Source organism: Phytobacter sp. RSE-02 (genome assembly GCF_040578655.1).
Lineage (GTDB): Bacteria > Pseudomonadota > Gammaproteobacteria > Enterobacterales > Enterobacteriaceae > Phytobacter > Phytobacter diazotrophicus.
The window spans coordinates 14,891-34,222 of record NZ_JBEULY010000016.1; the positions used below are offsets into that span (position 1 = coordinate 14,891).

General features: G+C 51.5%; 19 protein-coding genes. All 19 read left to right on the forward strand.

Annotated features, from left to right (window positions below; translation table 11 throughout):
• Nucleotides 1-148: 148 nt before the first annotated feature.
• Entirely contained in the window at nt 149-607 is a 459-nt protein-coding gene (gene asnC / locus ABU190_RS23085) for a transcriptional regulator AsnC (protein WP_039079997.1), read from the forward strand.
• Between the two features lie 99 nt (nt 608-706).
• Nucleotides 707-1,156, forward strand: coding sequence for an FMN-binding protein MioC (gene mioC / locus ABU190_RS23090; protein ID WP_354692487.1), 450 nt, complete (start codon nt 707-709; stop codon nt 1,154-1,156).
• Between the two features lie 373 nt (nt 1,157-1,529).
• Entirely contained in the window at nt 1,530-3,419 is a 1,890-nt protein-coding gene (mnmG, locus tag ABU190_RS23095; protein ID WP_039079999.1) for a tRNA uridine-5-carboxymethylaminomethyl(34) synthesis enzyme MnmG, read from the forward strand.
• Between the two features lie 112 nt (nt 3,420-3,531).
• Nucleotides 3,532-4,155, forward strand: a complete 624-nt coding sequence (rsmG, locus tag ABU190_RS23100) for a 16S rRNA (guanine(527)-N(7))-methyltransferase RsmG (RefSeq protein ID WP_354692488.1) — start codon at nt 3,532-3,534, stop codon at nt 4,153-4,155.
• A gap of 614 nt (nt 4,156-4,769) precedes the next feature.
• A complete protein-coding gene (gene atpI, locus ABU190_RS23105) occupies nt 4,770-5,150 on the forward strand; it encodes a F0F1 ATP synthase subunit I (protein ID WP_354692507.1) in 381 nt (126 codons plus the stop codon).
• An 8-nt stretch (nt 5,151-5,158) separates the two neighbouring features.
• Nucleotides 5,159-5,977: a F0F1 ATP synthase subunit A gene (gene atpB / locus ABU190_RS23110; protein WP_039080002.1), complete on the forward strand. Its 819-nt coding sequence runs from the start codon at nt 5,159-5,161 to the stop codon at nt 5,975-5,977.
• 48 nt (nt 5,978-6,025) lie between these two features.
• Nucleotides 6,026-6,265 carry a F0F1 ATP synthase subunit C gene (gene atpE, locus ABU190_RS23115; protein WP_004393045.1) on the forward strand — a complete coding sequence of 80 codons (240 nt, stop codon included), beginning with the start codon at nt 6,026-6,028 and terminating at the stop codon, nt 6,263-6,265.
• A gap of 59 nt (nt 6,266-6,324) precedes the next feature.
• On the forward strand, nt 6,325-6,795 hold the full coding sequence (gene atpF, locus ABU190_RS23120) for a F0F1 ATP synthase subunit B (RefSeq protein WP_007369369.1): 471 nt from the start codon (nt 6,325-6,327) through the stop codon (nt 6,793-6,795).
• Between the two features lie 14 nt (nt 6,796-6,809).
• The gene (atpH, locus tag ABU190_RS23125; RefSeq protein WP_039080003.1) at nt 6,810-7,343 is read left to right on the forward strand and encodes a F0F1 ATP synthase subunit delta; all 534 of its coding nucleotides are present in this window, start codon (nt 6,810-6,812) and stop codon (nt 7,341-7,343) included.
• A gap of 12 nt (nt 7,344-7,355) precedes the next feature.
• Nucleotides 7,356-8,897, forward strand: a complete 1,542-nt coding sequence (atpA, locus tag ABU190_RS23130) for a F0F1 ATP synthase subunit alpha (protein WP_039080004.1) — start codon at nt 7,356-7,358, stop codon at nt 8,895-8,897.
• A 50-nt stretch (nt 8,898-8,947) separates the two neighbouring features.
• On the forward strand, nt 8,948-9,811 hold the full coding sequence (atpG, locus tag ABU190_RS23135; RefSeq protein WP_039080005.1) for a F0F1 ATP synthase subunit gamma: 864 nt from the start codon (nt 8,948-8,950) through the stop codon (nt 9,809-9,811).
• Nucleotides 9,812-9,842: 31 nt separating this feature from the next.
• The gene (atpD, locus tag ABU190_RS23140; RefSeq protein WP_039080006.1) at nt 9,843-11,225 is read left to right on the forward strand and encodes a F0F1 ATP synthase subunit beta; all 1,383 of its coding nucleotides are present in this window, start codon (nt 9,843-9,845) and stop codon (nt 11,223-11,225) included.
• Between the two features lie 20 nt (nt 11,226-11,245).
• The gene (locus ABU190_RS23145; RefSeq protein ID WP_039080007.1) at nt 11,246-11,665 is read left to right on the forward strand and encodes a F0F1 ATP synthase subunit epsilon; all 420 of its coding nucleotides are present in this window, start codon (nt 11,246-11,248) and stop codon (nt 11,663-11,665) included.
• A gap of 331 nt (nt 11,666-11,996) precedes the next feature.
• Entirely contained in the window at nt 11,997-13,367 is a 1,371-nt protein-coding gene (gene glmU / locus ABU190_RS23150) for a bifunctional UDP-N-acetylglucosamine diphosphorylase/glucosamine-1-phosphate N-acetyltransferase GlmU (protein ID WP_354692489.1), read from the forward strand.
• Nucleotides 13,368-13,538: 171 nt separating this feature from the next.
• Entirely contained in the window at nt 13,539-15,368 is a 1,830-nt protein-coding gene (glmS, locus tag ABU190_RS23155; RefSeq protein ID WP_039080009.1) for a glutamine--fructose-6-phosphate transaminase (isomerizing), read from the forward strand.
• A gap of 68 nt (nt 15,369-15,436) precedes the next feature.
• On the forward strand, nt 15,437-16,009 hold the full coding sequence (locus ABU190_RS23160) for a hypothetical protein (RefSeq protein WP_354692490.1): 573 nt from the start codon (nt 15,437-15,439) through the stop codon (nt 16,007-16,009).
• A gap of 273 nt (nt 16,010-16,282) precedes the next feature.
• Complete coding sequence (pstS, locus tag ABU190_RS23165) at nt 16,283-17,323, forward strand: phosphate ABC transporter substrate-binding protein PstS (RefSeq protein ID WP_271849151.1); 1,041 nt, start codon at nt 16,283-16,285, stop codon at nt 17,321-17,323.
• Nucleotides 17,324-17,453: 130 nt separating this feature from the next.
• A complete protein-coding gene (gene pstC, locus ABU190_RS23170; protein ID WP_193794748.1) occupies nt 17,454-18,413 on the forward strand; it encodes a phosphate ABC transporter permease PstC in 960 nt (319 codons plus the stop codon).
• Nucleotides 18,413-19,300, forward strand: coding sequence for a phosphate ABC transporter permease PstA (gene pstA / locus ABU190_RS23175; RefSeq protein ID WP_039080013.1), 888 nt, complete (start codon nt 18,413-18,415; stop codon nt 19,298-19,300). Before pstC ends, pstA begins: the two co-directional genes overlap by 1 nt.
• Nucleotides 19,301-19,332: the final 32 nt, after the last annotated feature.

Genomic DNA, 19,332 nt, shown 5'->3' on the forward strand with positions numbered 1-19,332 from the left:
TTTAACTCCTTTGTTCTGTTGCAAACGATTAAGCAACAAAATCTCGCCTTTATTCAATAATCAACAACAAAAAAGCCGGAGGGAGTTTTGATTCGTTAAAATGAGCCGCTAAAATAGGAAGAATGTTTATTCATCATAAGAAAAACCTATGGAAAATTATCAGATCGACAATCTGGACCGAGGCATCCTTGACGCCTTAATGGCGAATGCGCGTACTGCTTACGCTGAGCTTGCCAAGCAATTCGGTGTAAGCCCGGGGACAATTCACGTTCGCGTAGAGAAAATGAAACAGGCGGGGATTATTACCGGCGCGCGAATTGACGTCAGCCCCAAACAATTAGGTTATGACGTCTGCTGCTTTATCGGCATTATCCTTAAAAGCGCAAAAGACTACCCCTCCGCGTTAGCCCGCCTGGAAAGCCTGGAAGAGGTAACAGAAGCCTACTACACCACCGGCCACTACAGCATTTTTATTAAAGTCATGTGCCGCTCGATCGATGCTCTGCAACAGGTGCTTATCAACAAGATCCAAACAATTGATGAAATCCAGTCCACTGAAACGCTGATCTCTTTGCAAAACCCCATCATGCGTACGATCCGCCCGTAACAGGGCGTTTTACCCCACCGTTAATACCCATATTGTCCACAGGTAGATCCCAGCCCATTCACAGCGTACAATACGCAACTCATAACCGGAGTGGACCTGATGGCAGATATTACGCTTATTAGTGGCAGCACCCTGGGTGGCGCAGAATATGTAGCGGAACACCTGGCGGAAAAACTGAAAGAAGCAGGCTTTACAACCGAAACCCTGCACGGCCCGTTACTGGAAGATCTGCCGCAGGCAGGAACCTGGCTGGTGGTGAGTTCTACCCATGGCGCAGGCGATCTGCCGGATAACATCCAGCCGTTTTATGACGATCTTAATGAACAAAAACCTGACCTTTCTGCCGTACGCTTTGGCGCGATTGGCATCGGCAGCCGCGAATACGACACCTTTTGCGGTGCGATTGAAAAACTCGAGGTTTCATTGAAAGCCTGTGGGGCAAAACAGTTAGGTGAAACAGCGAAGATCAACATCCTTGATCATGACATTCCTGAAGATCCGGCTGAAATTTGGCTCGGATCCTGGATTAATTTACTCAATATCGATTAAAGATCGCGCGATCGAGTGTGGATAACTATGCTTAAAAGCGTTGATCAACCGGTAGTTATCCAAAGTATAACCGTTGCTTAGTTTTTGAGTTGTGTATAACTGCCCATTCTGATCCCAGCTTATACTGACCTGGATCACCGATCATTCACAGCTAATGATCCAGGCTAACATCATGATCTTCATATCAGGATCCGGGTTATCCACAAGACAGGGCGATCCTAATAAGAGATCACAGTAAAACAGATCTCTCTATATAAAGATCTTCTTTTTAATACCCGGGATCCTGATGCTTTCTCACTGAGCTAAAGTTGAGTAGAATCCACGGCCCAGGCATCAATCCACTTTCTAACCGCTTTACGCGAGGCAATACACCATGTTTTATCCGGATCCTTTTGACGTCATCATCATTGGCGGGGGTCATGCAGGCACTGAGGCCGCGATGGCCGCAGCGCGTATGGGTCAACAGACTCTGCTTTTGACACACAATATCGACACGCTGGGGCAAATGAGTTGCAACCCGGCCATTGGCGGTATTGGGAAAGGACACCTGGTAAAAGAAGTGGATGCACTCGGCGGTCTGATGGCAAAAGCGATCGATCAGGCGGGTATCCAGTTTAGGATACTAAACGGCAGTAAAGGGCCGGCAGTTCGTGCGACCCGAGCACAGGCAGATCGCGTACTTTACCGTCAGGCTGTGCGTACCGCGCTGGAAAATCAGCCGAATTTGATGATCTTCCAGCAGGCGGTAGAAGATCTGATTGTGGAAAACGATCGCGTGGTGGGTGCAGTTACCCAGATGGGCCTGAAATTCCGCGCTAAAGCGGTCGTTTTGACCGTCGGGACATTCCTTGACGGCAAAATTCACATCGGGCTGGATAACTACAGCGGTGGCCGTGCAGGCGATCCGCCGTCCATTCCCCTTTCTCGTCGTCTGCGTGAACTACCGCTGCGCGTAAGCCGCCTGAAAACCGGTACGCCGCCGCGCATTGACGCTCGTACCATTGATTTTAGCGTCCTGGCGCAGCAGCACGGCGATAATCCGATGCCGGTCTTCTCGTTTATGGGCAATGCCGCGCAACACCCGCGTCAGGTGCCGTGCTACATCACCCACACTAACGAGAAAACCCATGAAGTTATTCGCAATAACCTCGATCGCAGCCCGATGTATGCTGGCGTGATCGAAGGGATCGGGCCACGCTACTGCCCGTCGATCGAAGACAAAGTGATGCGCTTTGCCGATCGTAACCAGCACCAGATCTTCCTGGAGCCGGAAGGGCTGACCTCTAACGAAATTTACCCAAACGGTATCTCCACCAGCCTGCCGTTCGATGTACAGATGAAAATCGTCCGCTCGATGGAGGGGATGGAAAACGCCAAAATCGTTCGCCCTGGCTATGCCATTGAGTACGATTTCTTCGACCCGCGTGACCTGAAACCGACCCTGGAGAGTAAATATATCCATGGACTGTTCTTTGCCGGCCAAATCAACGGCACCACTGGCTACGAAGAGGCAGCGGCCCAGGGGCTGTTGGCTGGTCTGAACGCAGCACGCTTCTCTGCCGAGAAAGAGGGTTGGGCGCCGGCACGTTCTCAGGCTTATCTGGGCGTACTGGTTGACGATCTTTGCACACTGGGTACCAAAGAACCGTACCGCATGTTCACCTCCCGTGCCGAATATCGCCTGATGCTGCGTGAAGATAACGCCGATCTGCGTCTGACCGAAATCGGCCGTGAGCTTGGCCTCGTGGACGACGAACGCTGGGCGCGCTACAACGAGAAACTCGAAAATATCGAACGTGAACGTCAGCGTCTGAAATCTATCTGGGTGAACCCAACCTCGGAAGCTGCGCCGGAAGTGAATAAAAACCTGACGGCACCGCTGTCTCGTGAAGCCAGCGGTGAAGATCTGTTGCGTCGTCCGGAAATGACTTACGACCAACTAGTACAACTGGCACCGTTCGTTCCAGGTCTGAGCGACGAACAGGCGGCTGAGCAGGTTGAGATTCAGGTGAAGTACGAGGGCTATATCGCGCGTCAGCAGGATGAAATTGAAAAACAGCAGCGTAACGAGAATACGCTGTTACCTGCATCGCTGGATTACCGTCAGGTCAGCGGCCTGTCGAATGAAGTGATCGCGAAACTAAACGATCACAAACCGGCCTCCATCGGACAGGCATCGCGTATTTCCGGGATCACACCTGCCGCGATCTCCATTCTGCTGGTCTGGTTGAAAAAACAGGGTATGCTGCGCCGTAGCGCCTGATGCTCTTCACGCAACATGTGCTGACAGAGAGTGCGTTGCCTGTCAGCACAACAGATTTAAAGCCCGGTAAGCGTTAACGCCACCGGGTATATTTTTCAGACAGGTAATCACCGTGCTCAATAAACTTTCTCGTCTGCTCGATGAAGCAGGTATTTCGCTCACCGATCACCAGAAAAACCAGCTGGTAGCCTATGTCGAAATGCTCAACAAATGGAACAAAGCCTACAACCTGACTTCTGTACGTGACCCGAACGAGATGCTGATTCGCCATATCCTCGATAGCATCGTGGTTGCGCCGCACTTGCAGGGGGAGCGGTTTATCGATGTCGGAACGGGGCCAGGCCTGCCGGGGATCCCGTTATCCATTGTTTTTCCTGATGCACACTTCACCCTGCTGGATAGCTTGGGTAAACGCGTCCGTTTTCTGCGCCAGGTTCAGCATGAGCTTCATTTGCCGAACATCACTCCCGTACAGAGCCGCGTCGAAGATTTTCCGGCCGAGCCGCCTTTTGATGGCGTCATCAGCCGGGCATTCGCATCATTGAATGACATGGTGAACTGGTGTCAGCATCTGCCTGGAACACAAGGCAAGTTCTATGCCCTTAAAGGGTTGATTCCAAATGATGAAATTGACACGCTGCCTGCTCAGTTTTCAGTAGAATCTATCGTCAAATTAGACGTGCCTCACCTTGAGGGGGACCGACATCTAGTGGTCATTAAGGCAAACAAAATTTAATTTTTATCAAAAAATGTAGAATTCGTGCTGTTTTCTGAATGTTAAAAAACGGCGTAAAAAACAGTGATACGTTCGGTTACATTTAACGCATATTTCACTTCGTTTTTTCTAAGTTTTAACGCCGTAATTTTGCTTAACCATGAAAATAGTCAACAGCGAAAATATCAGTCTGCTAAAAATCGACATTCGCACGTATTGATGAATGTTAAATGATTATTATAAATGTCAATGAAAGGTTTTTATTGTATACCGAGCTGTTTTAAAAAGAGTTGTCAGTAATCATCTGTAATATCAAAAAGATGAAAAGGCGCAAATTCCCGATGGCAATATTTTGGCGAGAGCATAAATGTTTAATTTGTGATCTGGTGCACGCTTTAGCAACAGGTATTTCGCGTTATTCAACATTGTGTCTGATGGTTCACAGTTTCGCTAAAAGTTGAAAAATAGCCCTCGGGAAAATTATTTAAACATTTATTCACCTTTTCGCTACTTATTGTTTGAAATCACGAGGCCGCACCGTATAATTTGACCGCTTTTTGATGCTTGACTCCGGGCCTTAAAGAACGTTTTATACGACACGCGGCCTACCTCGAAGTGAGCAGGAGTTAAAAGTGATGTCTGTGTCGCTCTTGGGTCGAAATGTTGCTCGCAGGCTTCTGCTTATTCAGTTTCTGGCGGTAATAGCAAGCGGATTGCTGTTTAGCCTCAAAGACCCCTTCTGGGGCACTTCCGCTGTGTGCGGCGGTATGGCAGTCTTTCTGCCGAATATGTTGTTTATGATTTTTGCCTGGCGTCATCAGGCGCATACACCAGCCAGAGGCCGAGTGGCCTGGTCCTTTGCCTTCGGCGAAGTGTTCAAGGTGTTAGCAACATTCGTGTTGCTGGTGATGGCGCTGGCAGTTTTAAAGGCGGTGTTTTTACCGCTGATAGTCACGTGGGTTTCGGTGCTGGTTGTTCAGATACTGGCACCCGCTGTAATTAACAACAAAGGGTAAGAGGCATCATGTCTGCAGGAGAAATCTCAACACCGCAGGAGTACATAGGCCACCATCTGAATAACCTTCAGATTGACCTTCGTACGCTTTCGCTGGTGGATCCGCATAACCCCCCGGCCACCTTCTGGACTCTCAACATTGACTCCATGTTTTTCTCGGTGGTTCTGGGTCTGTTGTTCCTGGTGATGTTCCGTAGCGTAGCCAAAAAGGCCACCAGCGGCGTCCCGGGGAAATTCCAGACCGCGATTGAGCTGGTTATTGGTTTTGTCCACGGTAGCGTGAAAGACATGTACCACGGCAAAAGCAAGCTTATCGCGCCACTGGCCCTGACGATTTTCGTCTGGGTATTCCTGATGAACCTGATGGATTTGCTGCCTATCGACCTGCTGCCGTACATTGCTGAGCATGTACTGGGTCTGCCTGCGCTGCGTGTGGTGCCGTCTGCGGACGTGAACATCACCCTGTCGATGGCGTTGGGCGTATTTATCCTGATTCTGTTCTACAGCATCAAAATGAAAGGCCTGGGTGGTTTTGCTAAAGAGCTGACACTCCAGCCGTTCAACCACCCGGTGTTTATCCCGGTCAACCTTATCCTGGAAGGTGTTAGCCTGCTGTCCAAACCGGTTTCTCTCGGTCTGCGACTGTTCGGCAACATGTATGCCGGTGAGTTGATTTTCATTCTGATTGCTGGTCTGTTGCCGTGGTGGTCACAGTGGATCCTGAATGTGCCATGGGCCATTTTCCACATCCTGATTATTACGCTGCAAGCCTTCATTTTCATGGTTCTGACGATCGTCTATCTGTCGATGGCGTCTGAAGAGCATTGATTTTTAACAACACTACTACGTTTTAACTGAAACAATCTGGAGACTGTCATGGAAAACCTGAATATGGATCTGCTGTACATGGCTGCCGCTATTATGATGGGTCTGGCGGCAATCGGTGCTGCGATCGGTATCGGCATCCTCGGGGGTAAATTCCTGGAAGGCGCAGCGCGTCAACCTGATCTGATTCCTCTTCTGCGTACTCAGTTCTTTATCGTTATGGGTCTGGTGGACGCAATCCCGATGATCGCTGTAGGTCTGGGTCTGTACGTGATGTTTGCTGTCGCGTAGTAAGGGTTGCTTTTTACAGCAAGTATTTAGAACGTTAACCAGATAAGAGGCATTGTGCTGTGAATCTAAACGCAACAATCCTCGGCCAGGCCATCGCGTTTGTCCTGTTCGTTCTGTTCTGCATGAAGTATGTATGGCCGCCATTAATGGCAGCCATTGAAAAACGTCAGAAAGAAATCGCTGACGGTTTGGCTTCTGCGGAACGAGCTAAGAAGGATTTGGACCTTGCACAGGCCAATGCGACCGACCAGCTGAAAAAAGCGAAAGCAGAAGCTCAGGTCATCATTGAGCAGGCGAACAAACGCCGCGCTCAGATCCTGGACGAAGCGAAAGCAGAAGCCGAGCAGGAACGTAACAAAATCGTGGCGCAGGCTCAGGCGGAAATTGACGCCGAGCGTAAACGTGCTCGCGAAGAGCTGCGTAAACAAGTGGCTCTGCTGGCTGTTGCCGGCGCCGAGAAGATCATCGAGCGTTCCGTGGATGAAGCTGCTAACAGCGACATCGTGAATAAACTGGTCGCTGAACTGTAAGGAGGGAGGGGCCGATGTCTGAATTTGTAACGGTAGCTCGCCCCTACGCCAAAGCAGCTTTTGACTTTGCTGTCGAACACCAGGGTGTTGATCGCTGGCAGGATATGCTGGCGTTCGCGGCCGAGGTGACGAAAAACGAACATATGGCAGAGCTTCTCTCCGGTGCTATTGCGCCGGAAACGCTTGCCGAGTCGTTTATCGCAGTCTGTGGGGAGCAACTTGACGACAACGGTCAGAACCTGATTCGGGTGATGGCTGAAAATGGTCGTCTTAAAGTGCTTCCTGATGTTCTTGAGCAGTTTGTTCAATTGCGTGCAGCCAGCGAGGCTATCGCAGAAGTCGAAGTGACCTCTGCGACCGCACTGAGTGAAGAACAGCTTTCGAAAATCAGCGCCGCGATGGAAAAACGTCTGTCACGCAAAGTTAAGCTGAATTGCAAAATCGATAAGTCTGTAATGGCAGGTGTTATCATCCGTGCGGGTGATATGGTCATTGATGGTAGCGTACGCGGCCGTCTTGAACGCCTCGCAGACGTCTTGCAGTCTTAAGGGGACTGGAGCATGCAACTGAATTCCACCGAAATCAGCGAACTGATCAAGCAGCGCATTGCTCAGTTCAGTGTTGTGAGTGAAGCTCACAACGAAGGTACTATTGTTTCTGTAAGTGACGGTGTTATCCGCATTCACGGCCTGGCCGATTGTATGCAGGGTGAGATGATTTCCCTGCCGGGTAACCGTTACGCTATCGCACTGAACCTGGAGCGCGACTCCGTGGGTGCAGTTGTGATGGGTCCGTATGCTGACCTCGCCGAAGGCATGAAGGTTAAATGTACGGGTCGTATCCTGGAAGTTCCGGTTGGTCGTGGTCTGCTGGGCCGCGTTGTGAACACTCTGGGTGCACCGATTGATGGTAAAGGTCCGCTGGAGCATGACGGCTTCTCCGCTGTTGAAGCTATCGCACCGGGCGTTATCGAACGTCAATCCGTTGATCAGCCTGTACAGACTGGTTATAAATCCGTTGACGCCATGATCCCAATCGGTCGTGGTCAGCGTGAACTGATCATCGGTGACCGTCAGACCGGTAAAACCGCGCTGGCCATCGACGCCATCATCAACCAGCGTGATTCTGGCATCAAGTGCGTCTACGTGGCCATCGGCCAGAAAGCGTCAACCATTTCTAACGTGGTACGTAAACTGGAAGAACACGGCGCGCTGGCAAACACCATCGTTGTGGTTGCAACCGCATCTGAATCTGCCGCACTGCAATACCTGGCTCCGTATGCAGGCTGCGCAATGGGCGAATACTTCCGTGACCGCGGTGAAGATGCGCTGATCATTTATGATGATCTGTCTAAACAGGCCGTTGCTTACCGTCAGATTTCCCTGCTGCTCCGTCGTCCGCCAGGACGTGAAGCATTCCCGGGCGACGTATTCTACCTCCACTCTCGTCTGCTGGAGCGTGCTGCGCGTGTTAACGCCGAATACGTTGAAGCCTTCACCAAAGGTGAAGTGACTGGGAAAACCGGCTCTCTGACCGCTCTGCCGATTATCGAAACACAGGCGGGTGACGTTTCCGCGTTCGTTCCGACCAACGTAATTTCGATTACCGATGGTCAGATCTTCCTGGAAACCAACCTGTTTAACGCCGGTATTCGTCCTGCGGTTAACCCGGGTATCTCCGTATCCCGTGTTGGTGGCGCAGCGCAAACCAAGATCATGAAGAAACTGTCCGGTGGTATCCGTACCGCGCTGGCGCAGTATCGTGAACTGGCAGCGTTCTCCCAGTTTGCATCTGACCTTGACGATGCAACCCGTAAACAGCTTGACCACGGTCAGAAAGTGACCGAGCTGCTGAAACAGAAACAGTATGCGCCGATGTCCGTTGCGCAGCAGTCTCTGGTTCTGTTCGCAGCAGAACGTGGTTATCTGGCGGATGTAGAACTGGCGAAAATCGGTAGCTTCGAAGCCGCTCTGCTGGCTTACGTTGACCGTGACCACGCTCCGTTGATGCAAGAGATCAACCAGTCCGGTGGCTATAACGACGAAATCGAAGGCAAGCTGAAAGGCATCCTCGATTCCTTCAAAGCAACCCAGTCCTGGTAACGTCTGGTGGCCTGCCTTAGGGCAGGCCGCAAGGCATTGAGGAGAAGCTCATGGCCGGCGCAAAAGAGATACGTAGTAAGATCGCAAGCGTCCAGAACACGCAAAAGATCACTAAAGCGATGGAAATGGTCGCCGCTTCCAAAATGCGTAAATCGCAGGATCGCATGGCGGCCAGCCGTCCTTATGCAGATACCATGCGCAAAGTGATTGGTCACCTTGCGAACGGTAATCTGGAATATAAGCACCCTTACCTGGAAGAACGCGACGTTAAGCGCGTGGGCTACCTGGTGGTGTCGACCGACCGTGGTCTGTGTGGCGGCTTGAACATTAACCTGTTCAAGAAAGTACTGGCGGATATGAAAGCATGGTCCGATAAAGGCGTTCAGAGCGACCTCGCGATGATCGGCTCGAAAGGCGTGTCTTTCTTTAATTCCGTTGGTGGCAACGTTGTCGCCCAGGTGACCGGTATGGGTGATAACCCATCTCTGTCCGAACTGATCGGCTCGGTTAAAGTGATGTTGCAGGCCTACGACGAAGGTCGTCTGGACAAGCTTTATATTGTCAGCAACAAATTTATCAACACCATGTCTCAGGTTCCAACCATCACTCAACTGCTGCCATTACCGGCAGAAGAAGATGAAGAGTTGAAGCGTAAATCCTGGGATTATCTGTATGAACCTGATCCGAAGGCGCTGCTGGATACTCTCCTGCGTCGTTATGTGGAATCTCAGGTTTATCAGGGTGTTGTTGAAAACCTGGCCAGCGAGCAGGCCGCACGTATGGTGGCGATGAAAGCCGCGACCGATAATGGCGGCAGCCTGATTAAAGAGCTGCAGTTGGTTTACAACAAAGCTCGTCAGGCCAGCATTACTCAGGAACTCACCGAGATCGTCTCGGGGGCCGCCGCGGTTTAACCAGGTTTACGAATTTCGTAGAGGATTCAAGATGGCTACTGGAAAAATTATCCAGGTAATCGGCGCCGTGGTGGACGTCGAGTTCCCTCAGGATGCCGTACCACGAGTGTACGATGCACTTGAGGTAAAGAATGGTGAAGAGCGTCTGGTGCTGGAAGTTCAGCAGCAGCTCGGCGGTGGCGTTGTACGTACCATCGCAATGGGTTCTTCTGATGGTCTGCGTCGTGGTCTGGAAGTAACAGACCTGGCTCACCCGATCGAAGTCCCGGTAGGTAAAGCAACACTGGGTCGTATCATGAACGTACTGGGCGAACCAGTAGACATGAAAGGCGACATCGGTGAAGAAGAGCGTTGGGCGATCCACCGCGCAGCACCTTCCTACGAAGAGTTGTCAAACTCTCAGGAACTGCTGGAAACCGGTATCAAAGTAATCGACCTGATGTGTCCGTTCGCTAAGGGCGGTAAAGTAGGTCTGTTCGGTGGTGCGGGTGTAGGTAAAACCGTAAACATGATGGAGCTGATCCGTAACATCGCGATCGAGCACTCCGGTTACTCCGTATTTGCGGGCGTAGGTGAACGTACTCGTGAGGGTAACGACTTCTACCACGAAATGACCGACTCCAACGTTATCGACAAAGTATCCCTGGTGTATGGCCAGATGAACGAGCCGCCGGGAAACCGTCTGCGCGTTGCGCTGACCGGTCTGACCATGGCAGAGAAATTCCGTGACGAAGGTCGTGACGTACTGTTGTTCGTCGACAACATCTATCGTTACACCCTGGCCGGTACAGAAGTATCTGCACTGTTGGGTCGTATGCCTTCAGCGGTAGGTTATCAGCCGACTCTGGCGGAAGAGATGGGTGTTCTGCAAGAACGTATCACCTCCACCAAAACCGGTTCTATCACCTCCGTACAGGCGGTATACGTACCTGCGGATGACTTGACTGACCCGTCACCAGCCACCACCTTTGCTCACTTAGATGCAACCGTGGTACTGAGCCGTCAGATCGCGTCTCTGGGTATTTACCCGGCCGTTGACCCGCTGGACTCCACCAGCCGTCAGCTGGATCCTCTGGTTGTTGGTCAGGAGCACTACGACACTGCGCGTGGCGTACAGTCTATCCTGCAGCGTTACCAGGAACTGAAAGACATCATCGCCATCCTGGGTATGGATGAGCTGTCAGAAGAAGACAAACTGGTGGTAGCACGTGCGCGTAAGATCCAGCGCTTCCTGTCCCAGCCGTTCTTCGTGGCAGAAGTATTTACCGGTTCTCCGGGCAAATACGTCTCCCTGAAAGACACCATCCGTGGCTTTAAAGGCATCATGGAAGGCGAATACGATCACCTGCCGGAGCAGGCGTTCTACATGGTCGGTTCCATTGACGAAGCCGTGGAAAAAGCCAAAAAACTTTAACGCCTTAATCGGAGGGTGATATGGCAATGACTTACCACCTGGACGTCGTCAGTGCAGAGCAACAAATGTTCTCTGGTCTGGTCGAGAAAATCCAGGTAACGGGTAGCGAAGGTGAGCTGGGGATTTACCCTGGTCACGCGCCGCTGCTCACCGCCATTAAGCCTGGTATGATCCGCATCGTGAAACAGCACGGTCATGAAGAGTTTATCTATCTGTCCGGCGGCATTCTTGAAGTGCAGCCTGGCAACGTGACCGTACTGGCTGATACCGCTATTCGTGGCCAGGATCTCGACGAAGCGCGAGCGCTGGAATCGAAACGTAAAGCCGAAGAGCACATTAAGAGCTCGCACGGCGACGTGGATTACGCTCAGGCGTCTGCCGAACTGGCGAAAGCTATTGCGAAACTGCGCGTTATCGAGTTGACCAAAAAAGCGATGTAACACCGGCTTAAAGTCAAAAAGCCAGTCTGATTATCAGGCTGGCTTTTTTTATGGGCAAATTCTGTACAATTATTGGATACATGAATGTTTTGCTCAGGACTTTATTCATGGCTAAAAAAAATAGCAAAAACATTGTCCTGCTCACGATACCCGTGCAGGAAGCACCATTTTTGAATATAAAGTACCATGTAAAAGCCAAAAAAATGCCCTAAATTACGATCTGGTAAGGCAGGTTGTGCATTTTACTTTCTTGCCATTTTGCGTTGAAAAAAATGTAGAATTTTCAAGGTGAAACAGTAAAACTTCCACTCAAATTAAAGTCAGGACGCGTATGTTGAACACGAAAATGAGCGTGGTGATCCTTGCCGCTGGCAAAGGCACACGCATGTATTCCGATCTTCCGAAAGTGCTGCATACCCTTGCAGGGAAAGCGTTGGTTCAGCATGTCATTGATGTGGCGAATAATCTAGGCGCCGATCATGTACACCTTGTCTATGGGCACGGCGGCGATCTGTTAAAACAAACGCTGCCTGACGAAAAACTTAACTGGGTGTTACAGGCTGAACAACTGGGCACCGGGCATGCAATGCAGCAGGCTGCGCCATTCTTCGCCGACGACGAAGATATCCTGATGCTGTATGGCGATGTGCCGCTAATATCGATCGATACCCTTACCCGTCTGCGTGAAGCGAAGCCGCAGGGTGGCATTGGTCTGCTCACCGTGAAGCTGGATGATCCAAGTGGATACGGCCGTATCACGCGTGAAAACGGTAAAGTAACCGGCATTGTTGAACATAAAGATGCGACTGAGCAGCAGCGCCAGATTCAGGAAATCAATACCGGTATTTTGATAGCTAACGGCGGCGATATGAAACGCTGGCTGAGTCAGCTCACCAATAATAATGCGCAGGGTGAATATTACATCACCGATATTATTGCTCTTGCTTATCAGGAAGGCCATGAAATCGCAGCCGTCCATCCGCAGCGCCTGAGCGAAGTGGAAGGCGTGAACAACCGCCTCCAGCTCTCCCGCCTCGAACGTGTATATCAAACTGAACAGGCTGAAAAATTACTTCTCGCAGGCGTGATGCTGCGCGACCCGGCCCGCTTCGATCTGCGTGGAACGCTGACGCATGGGCGGGATGTTGAGATTGATGCTAACGTGATTATTGAAGGTGACGTCAAACTCGGCAACCGCGTGAAAATTGGCGCAGGCTGTGTCATCAAAAATAGCGTTATTGGCGATGGCTGTGAAATCAGTCCTTATAGCGTGCTGGAAGATGCCACGCTTGAAGCCGCCTGTACGATTGGCCCGTTTGCCCGCCTGCGTCCGGGGGCTGAGTTGCAGGAAGGCGCGCACGTAGGCAACTTCGTTGAGATGAAAAAAGCGCGTCTGGGCAAAGGCTCGAAAGCGGGTCATCTGACTTACCTTGGCGACGCGGAAATTGGCGACAACGTCAATATCGGCGCGGGAACCATAACCTGCAACTACGATGGCGCCAATAAACACAAGACCATTATTGGTGATGATGTGTTTGTTGGATCCGATACCCAACTGGTGGCGCCGGTGAGCGTGGGTAAAGGGGCAACCATTGCGGCAGGTACGACGGTTACCCGCAATGTCGCCGATAACGAACTGGTCTTAACCCGTGTGCCGCAGGTCCATAAAAAAGGCTGGCAGCGCCCGGTGAAGAAAAAGTAATTTTCATGCCGGAGTAATCCGGCAACAGGGGATGAGGGGATAACATAATCCCCCGCCCGACAAGCAGTACCATAAAAATAACCCCACTCTCTACAAGGCTCGGGGCGCCCGTAAAGGGCAAACAGGTCAGCGACAACGCATGGCACAATGCCATAATCAGGAAATCTAACTATGTGTGGAATTGTTGGCGCAGTTGCGCAGCGTGATATTGCTGAAATCCTTCTGGAAGGCTTACGTCGTCTGGAATACCGTGGTTATGACTCTGCCGGTCTGGCAGTGGTTGATGCAGAAGGTCATATGACCCGTCTGCGTCGTCTCGGTAAAGTACAGATGCTGGCTCAGGCTGCGGAAGAGCATCCGTTACACGGTGGTACCGGTATTGCTCACACCCGTTGGGCGACCCACGGGGAACCTTCAGAAGGCAACGCACACCCGCATGTGTCTGAACACATCGTCGTAGTACACAACGGCATTATCGAAAACCACGAACCGCTGCGCGAAGAACTGAAAGCGCGTGGCTACACTTTTGTGTCTGAGACCGATACAGAAGTGATTGCTCACTTAGTGCACTGGGAGCTGGCGAAAGGCGGTACGCTGCGTGATGCTGTGCTGCGTACTATCCCGCAACTGCGTGGCGCGTACGGCACGGTTATCATGGATTCCCGCGATCCGAGTACACTGCTGGCTGCACGTTCTGGTAGCCCGATGGTTATCGGTCTGGGCATGGGTGAAAACTTTATCGCGTCCGATCAACTGGCTCTGTTGCCGGTAACCCGTCGCTTTATCTTCCTTGAAGAGGGGGATATCGCTGAGGTAACACGTCGCAGCGTGACGGTATTTGATAAAACGGGCGAGCTGGTTAAGCGCCAGGAGATTGAATCCAATCTGCAATATGACGCAGGCGACAAAGGCGCTTACCGTCACTATATGCAGAAAGAGATCTATGAACAGCCGAATGCGATTAAAAACACCCTGACCGGGCGTATCAGCCACGGTGAAGTGGATTTAAGCGAGCTGGGCTCCCATGCGAATGATCTGCTGAGCAAGGTTGAGCATATTCAGATCATTGCCTGCGGTACCTCATACAACTCCGGCATGGTTTCTCGTTACTGGTTTGAATCGCTGGCCGGTGTACCCTGTGATGTGGAAATCGCCTCCGAATTCCGTTACCGCAAATCTGCCGTGCGTCGCAATAGTCTGATGATTACGCTCTCTCAGTCTGGCGAAACGGCAGACACCCTGGCGGGGCTGCGTTTGTCTAAAGAGCTGGGCTATCTGGGCTCGCTGGCTATCTGTAACGTTCCTGGCTCCTCGCTGGTACGTGAATCCGATCTGGCCATCATGACGAATGCGGGTACGGAAATTGGCGTGGCGTCCACCAAAGCCTTCACGACTCAGCTAACGGTTCTGTTGATGCTGGTGGCGAAACTGAGCCGTCTGAAAGGGCTGGATGCCTCAATCGAACATAGCATTGTCCATGGCCTGCAGACGCTGCCGAGCCGCATTGAACAGATGTTGTCTCAGGATAAACGTATCGCGCAATTGGCCGAAGACTTTTCTGACAAGCATCACGCGTTGTTCCTGGGGCGTGGCGATCAATACCCGATTGCCCTGGAAGGCGCGCTTAAGCTCAAAGAGATTTCCTACATCCATGCAGAGGCCTATGCCGCCGGTGAACTGAAACACGGCCCACTGGCCCTGATTGACGATGATATGCCGGTTATCGTTATTGCGCCGAACAATGAACTGTTGGAAAAATTGAAATCCAACATTGAAGAGGTTCGCGCGCGCGGCGGTGTACTGTATGTCTTTGCCGACCAGGATGCCGGCTTTGTTGGCAGCGACACTATGCATATCATTGATATGCCGCACGTTGATGAAGTTATCGCTCCTATCTTCTACACTGTTCCGTTGCAATTGCTGGCCTACCACGTGGCGTTGATTAAAGGCACCGACGTGGATCAGCCGCGTAATCTGGCAAAATCAGTCACTGTGGAATAAAGGCGTAACCACGTCATAACGCATAAAAGAGGTTGCCTGGTGGCAGCCTCTTTTTTTTCAGGATGATGATGAATCTGTTGAAACGCATAATCGGGCTTAAATTTTTGGCGCTCATCGACTACTGCGACAAGGTGGAAGCGGGGATATCGGGCCGTAAACTGGCGCAATTAAAAGCGCTGGCGGAGGCCTTTCAGGAAATGCCGAAGGCTTACTATATCCGTGGGACGACATATTTCGCCAGCATATTGGTGTTGTTCTATACGTTGCTGTTGAGCTATGCCTGTCTTGCCATTGCGTTCAGAACCGTTACCGGCGGCTGGGGCGTTATCGCAGGTCTTGTTATCTTCATTCTGCTTGTGGTGGCGTTATCAGGAGCAGAGAAAGGAAGAACATTACCCCTGAGATTATTTTTAGCCGTCTGGTCGGCGTTATGTGTTTGTAATGTACTGGCGGCAGGATGGCTGTTGTTCGCCTCTTTCTCATGGCTAAGTGTCGGGTGTTGGGCCGGGAGTTTGCTTCTCTTATGGCTGACGCGACAGGTCATGAACGGACCAGAACTGACGAAACTAATACGGTGGCGTGCGTCACTCAGAATAGCCCTGTATCGACGTCAGGCATTGACGCAACCCAGGCGAAAATGAATTGATCTAAGGCTACTTTTTATCGCTTTTTTCTGGGACATCTCGTCAGCATCTACTACTTTTTTAGTGTCATAAAACTAACATCTTGCTGACATCTCACGGCCATTAATCACGTTATCTTGCTGATAAATCATACAAGATAGGGTTAATCTACGTGAAAACCGTCATTGTCATCAAACAGTAACAATCATTGCATATAACTGTCATCAAAGTGTCCTATTTTGCTCGTCGTAGCCACTTAAACAACGATTTACGATCCTTGCAGGAGACATTATGAACGTTATGCGTACCACTGTCGCAACTGTTGTCGCCGCGACCTTTTCACTGAGTGCATTTGCAGTTAACGCCGCTGCAAGCCTGACAGGTGCGGGTGCAACTTTCCCAGCGCCGGTGTATGCCAAATGGGCCGATACTTACCAGAAAGAAACGGGTAATAAGGTTAACTACCAGGGTATCGGTTCTTCTGGTGGCGTAAAACAGATCACTGCAAACACCGTTGACTTCGGCGCTTCTGATGCTCCGCTGGCTGACGACAAACTGGCTCAGGAAGGCCTGTTCCAGTTCCCTACCGTAATCGGTGGCGTTGTCCTGGCTGTTAACCTGGAAGGTTTCAAATCTGGCGAGCTGGTGCTGGATGGCAAAACGCTGGGCGATATCTACCTGGGCAAAATCAAAAAATGGGATGATGCGGCAATTGCTAAGCTGAACCCGGGCAAAAAACTGCCTTCTCAGAATATCGCTGTCGTACGTCGCGCTGATGGTTCTGGTACATCTTTCGTATTTACCAGCTACCTGGCGAAAGTTAACGAAGAGTGGAAATCGTCTGTAGGCGCTGGCTCTACTGTTAACTGGCCGACCGGTCTGGGCGGTAAAGGTAACGACGGTATCGCTGCATTCGTACAGCGTCTGCCGGGCTCCATTGGTTATGTTGAATATGCTTACGCTAAGCAGAATAACCTGACCTACACCAAGCTGCTGTCTGCTGATGGCAAACCGGTTAGCCCGACCGAAGCAAACTTCTCCAATGCGACGAAAAACATCGACTGGAGCAAATCCTTCGCGCAGGACCTGACCAACCAGAAAGGTGCTGATGTATGGCCGATTACGTCCACCACCTTCATCCTGGTTCACAAAGAGCAGAAAAACCCTGAGCAGGGCGCAGAAGTGCTGAAATTCTTCGACTGGGCATACAAAAACGGCGGCAAACAGGCTAATGAGCTGGACTACGCTACCCTGCCTGAGAGTGTTGTTGCACAGATTCGCGCTGCATGGAAAACCAACGTGAAAGACAGCAGCGGTAAAGCGCTGTACTAATACCCGCCATACTTCGAGCCGTAGCAGTGTTGGTGTTGGCTGCAACTCGAATTAGTTAGGGTATGGCATTACGTTAGCCAGGAAGCACGATAAAATGCGCGCTTCCTGGCCCAAACTTAAAGAGTGATTTATGGCTGCAACCAAGCCGGCTTTTAGCCCCCCGGGTAAAAAAGGTGACATGATTTTCAGCGCGCTGGTAAAACTGGCTGCGCTGATTGTGCTATTGCTGCTCGGCGGCATTATCGTGTCTCTGATTTTCTCCTCCTGGCCGAGTATCCAGAAATTTGGTTTTTCCTTCTTGTGGAACAAAGAGTGGGATGCGCCGAATGAGACCTTTGGTGCTCTGGTTCCGATTTACGGCACGCTGGTAACGTCTTTAATCGCGCTACTGATCGCTGTCCCGGTAAGTTTTGGTATCGCCCTCTTCCTGACGGAGCTGGCGCCTGGCTGGCTGAAACGTCCTCTTGGGATCGCGATTGAACTGCTGGCGGCGATTCCCAGTATCGTTTACGGCATGTGGGGTCTGTTTATTTTCGCCCCGCTGTTTGCCAAATATTTCCAGGAACCGGTCGGCAACGTTATGTCCGCGATCCCGTTTGTTGGTGCCCTCTTCTCTGGCCCGGCATTTGGTATTGGTATCCTGGCCGCGGGGGTTATCCTCGCCATTATGATCATTCCGTACATTGCCGCCGTTATGCGCGATGTATTCGAACAAACCCCGGTGATGATGAAAGAGTCTGCCTACGGCATCGGCTGCACCACGTGGGAAGTTATCTGGCGTATTGTTCTGCCGTTCACCAAAAATGGTGTTATCGGCGGCATTATGTTGGGGTTGGGTCGTGCACTGGGCGAAACCATGGCGGTGACTTTTATCATCGGCAACACCTACCAGCTCGACAGCGCATCACTCTATATGCCGGGTAACAGTATTACCTCCGCGCTGGCGAACGAATTCGCCGAAGCGGAATCCGGTCTGCACGTTGCAGCCTTGATGGAGCTGGGTCTGATCCTCTTCGTCATTACCTTTATTGTGCTGGCGATTTCTAAGTTCATGATCATGCGTCTGGCGAAAAATGAGGGGGCCCGCTAATGGCTACGCTTGAAATGCAAACCACCGCAGAGCTGGCTGAATCCCGTCGCAAGATGCAGGCGAAGCGCCGTACCAAAAACCGTATCGCCCTGACGCTCTCGATGGCGACCATGGCGTTTGGTCTGTTCTGGCTGGTCTGGATCCTCCTGTCGACCATTAGTCGTGGTTTTGATGGGATGTCACTGGCGCTCTTTACCGAAATGACGCCGCCGCCGAACACGGCGGGTGGTGGGCTGGCGAATGCGCTGGCGGGAAGTGCGCTGCTCATCTTCTGGGCGACCGCTGTCGGTACGCCGCTGGGTATCATGGCCGGGATCTACCTGGCTGAGTACGGGCGTAAATCGATTCTGGCCGAAATTATCCGTTTTATTAACGATATTCTGCTTTCCGCACCGTCTATTGTTGTTGGCCTGTTCGTTTACACCATTGTGGTGGCGCAGATGCAACACTTCTCTGGCTGGGCAGGCGTGATTGCGCTGGCGCTGCTGCAGGTGCCCATCGTGATTCGTACCACAGAGAACATGCTGAAACTGGTGCCGGATAGCCTGCGTGAAGCGGCTTATGCGCTGGGGACACCGAAGTGGAAGATGATTTCCGCCATTACCGTGAAAGCTTCTGTCTCCGGGATCATGACCGGCGTGCTGCTGGCGGTTGCGCGTATCGCGGGTGAAACCGCACCGCTGCTGTTTACCGCGCTGTCGAACCAGTTCTGGAGTACGGACATGATGAGGCCGATTGCAAACTTGCCGGTCACCATCTTTAAGTTCGCGATGAGCCCGTTTGCTGAATGGCAGCAACTGGCCTGGGCTGGTGTTCTGATTATCACGCTGTGTGTGCTGCTATTGAACATTCTGGCGCGTGTCATTTTCGCGGCGAAGAAACACTAATTTTTGCGGCGCGGTGAAACGCGGTGCCGAGT

What these genes read in the sequence shown, in the direction of transcription:
- asnC (WP_039079997.1), top strand. Translation starts at nt 149, where the DNA reads ATGGAAAATTATCAGATCGACAATCTGGACCGAGGCATCCTTGACGCC.
- mioC (WP_354692487.1), top strand. Translation starts at nt 707, where the DNA reads ATGGCAGATATTACGCTTATTAGTGGCAGCACCCTGGGTGGCGCAGAA.
- mnmG (WP_039079999.1), top strand. Translation starts at nt 1,530, where the DNA reads ATGTTTTATCCGGATCCTTTTGACGTCATCATCATTGGCGGGGGTCAT.
- atpI (WP_354692507.1), top strand. Translation starts at nt 4,770, where the DNA reads ATGTCTGTGTCGCTCTTGGGTCGAAATGTTGCTCGCAGGCTTCTGCTT.
- atpB (WP_039080002.1), top strand. Translation starts at nt 5,159, where the DNA reads ATGTCTGCAGGAGAAATCTCAACACCGCAGGAGTACATAGGCCACCAT.
- atpE (WP_004393045.1), top strand. Translation starts at nt 6,026, where the DNA reads ATGGAAAACCTGAATATGGATCTGCTGTACATGGCTGCCGCTATTATG.
- atpH (WP_039080003.1), top strand. Translation starts at nt 6,810, where the DNA reads ATGTCTGAATTTGTAACGGTAGCTCGCCCCTACGCCAAAGCAGCTTTT.
- atpA (WP_039080004.1), top strand. Translation starts at nt 7,356, where the DNA reads ATGCAACTGAATTCCACCGAAATCAGCGAACTGATCAAGCAGCGCATT.
- atpG (WP_039080005.1), top strand. Translation starts at nt 8,948, where the DNA reads ATGGCCGGCGCAAAAGAGATACGTAGTAAGATCGCAAGCGTCCAGAAC.
- atpD (WP_039080006.1), top strand. Translation starts at nt 9,843, where the DNA reads ATGGCTACTGGAAAAATTATCCAGGTAATCGGCGCCGTGGTGGACGTC.
- ABU190_RS23145 (WP_039080007.1), top strand. Translation starts at nt 11,246, where the DNA reads ATGGCAATGACTTACCACCTGGACGTCGTCAGTGCAGAGCAACAAATG.
- glmU (WP_354692489.1), top strand. Translation starts at nt 11,997, where the DNA reads ATGTTGAACACGAAAATGAGCGTGGTGATCCTTGCCGCTGGCAAAGGC.
- glmS (WP_039080009.1), top strand. Translation starts at nt 13,539, where the DNA reads ATGTGTGGAATTGTTGGCGCAGTTGCGCAGCGTGATATTGCTGAAATC.
- ABU190_RS23160 (WP_354692490.1), top strand. Translation starts at nt 15,437, where the DNA reads ATGAATCTGTTGAAACGCATAATCGGGCTTAAATTTTTGGCGCTCATC.
- pstS (WP_271849151.1), top strand. Translation starts at nt 16,283, where the DNA reads ATGAACGTTATGCGTACCACTGTCGCAACTGTTGTCGCCGCGACCTTT.
- pstC (WP_193794748.1), top strand. Translation starts at nt 17,454, where the DNA reads ATGGCTGCAACCAAGCCGGCTTTTAGCCCCCCGGGTAAAAAAGGTGAC.
- pstA (WP_039080013.1), top strand. Translation starts at nt 18,413, where the DNA reads ATGGCTACGCTTGAAATGCAAACCACCGCAGAGCTGGCTGAATCCCGT.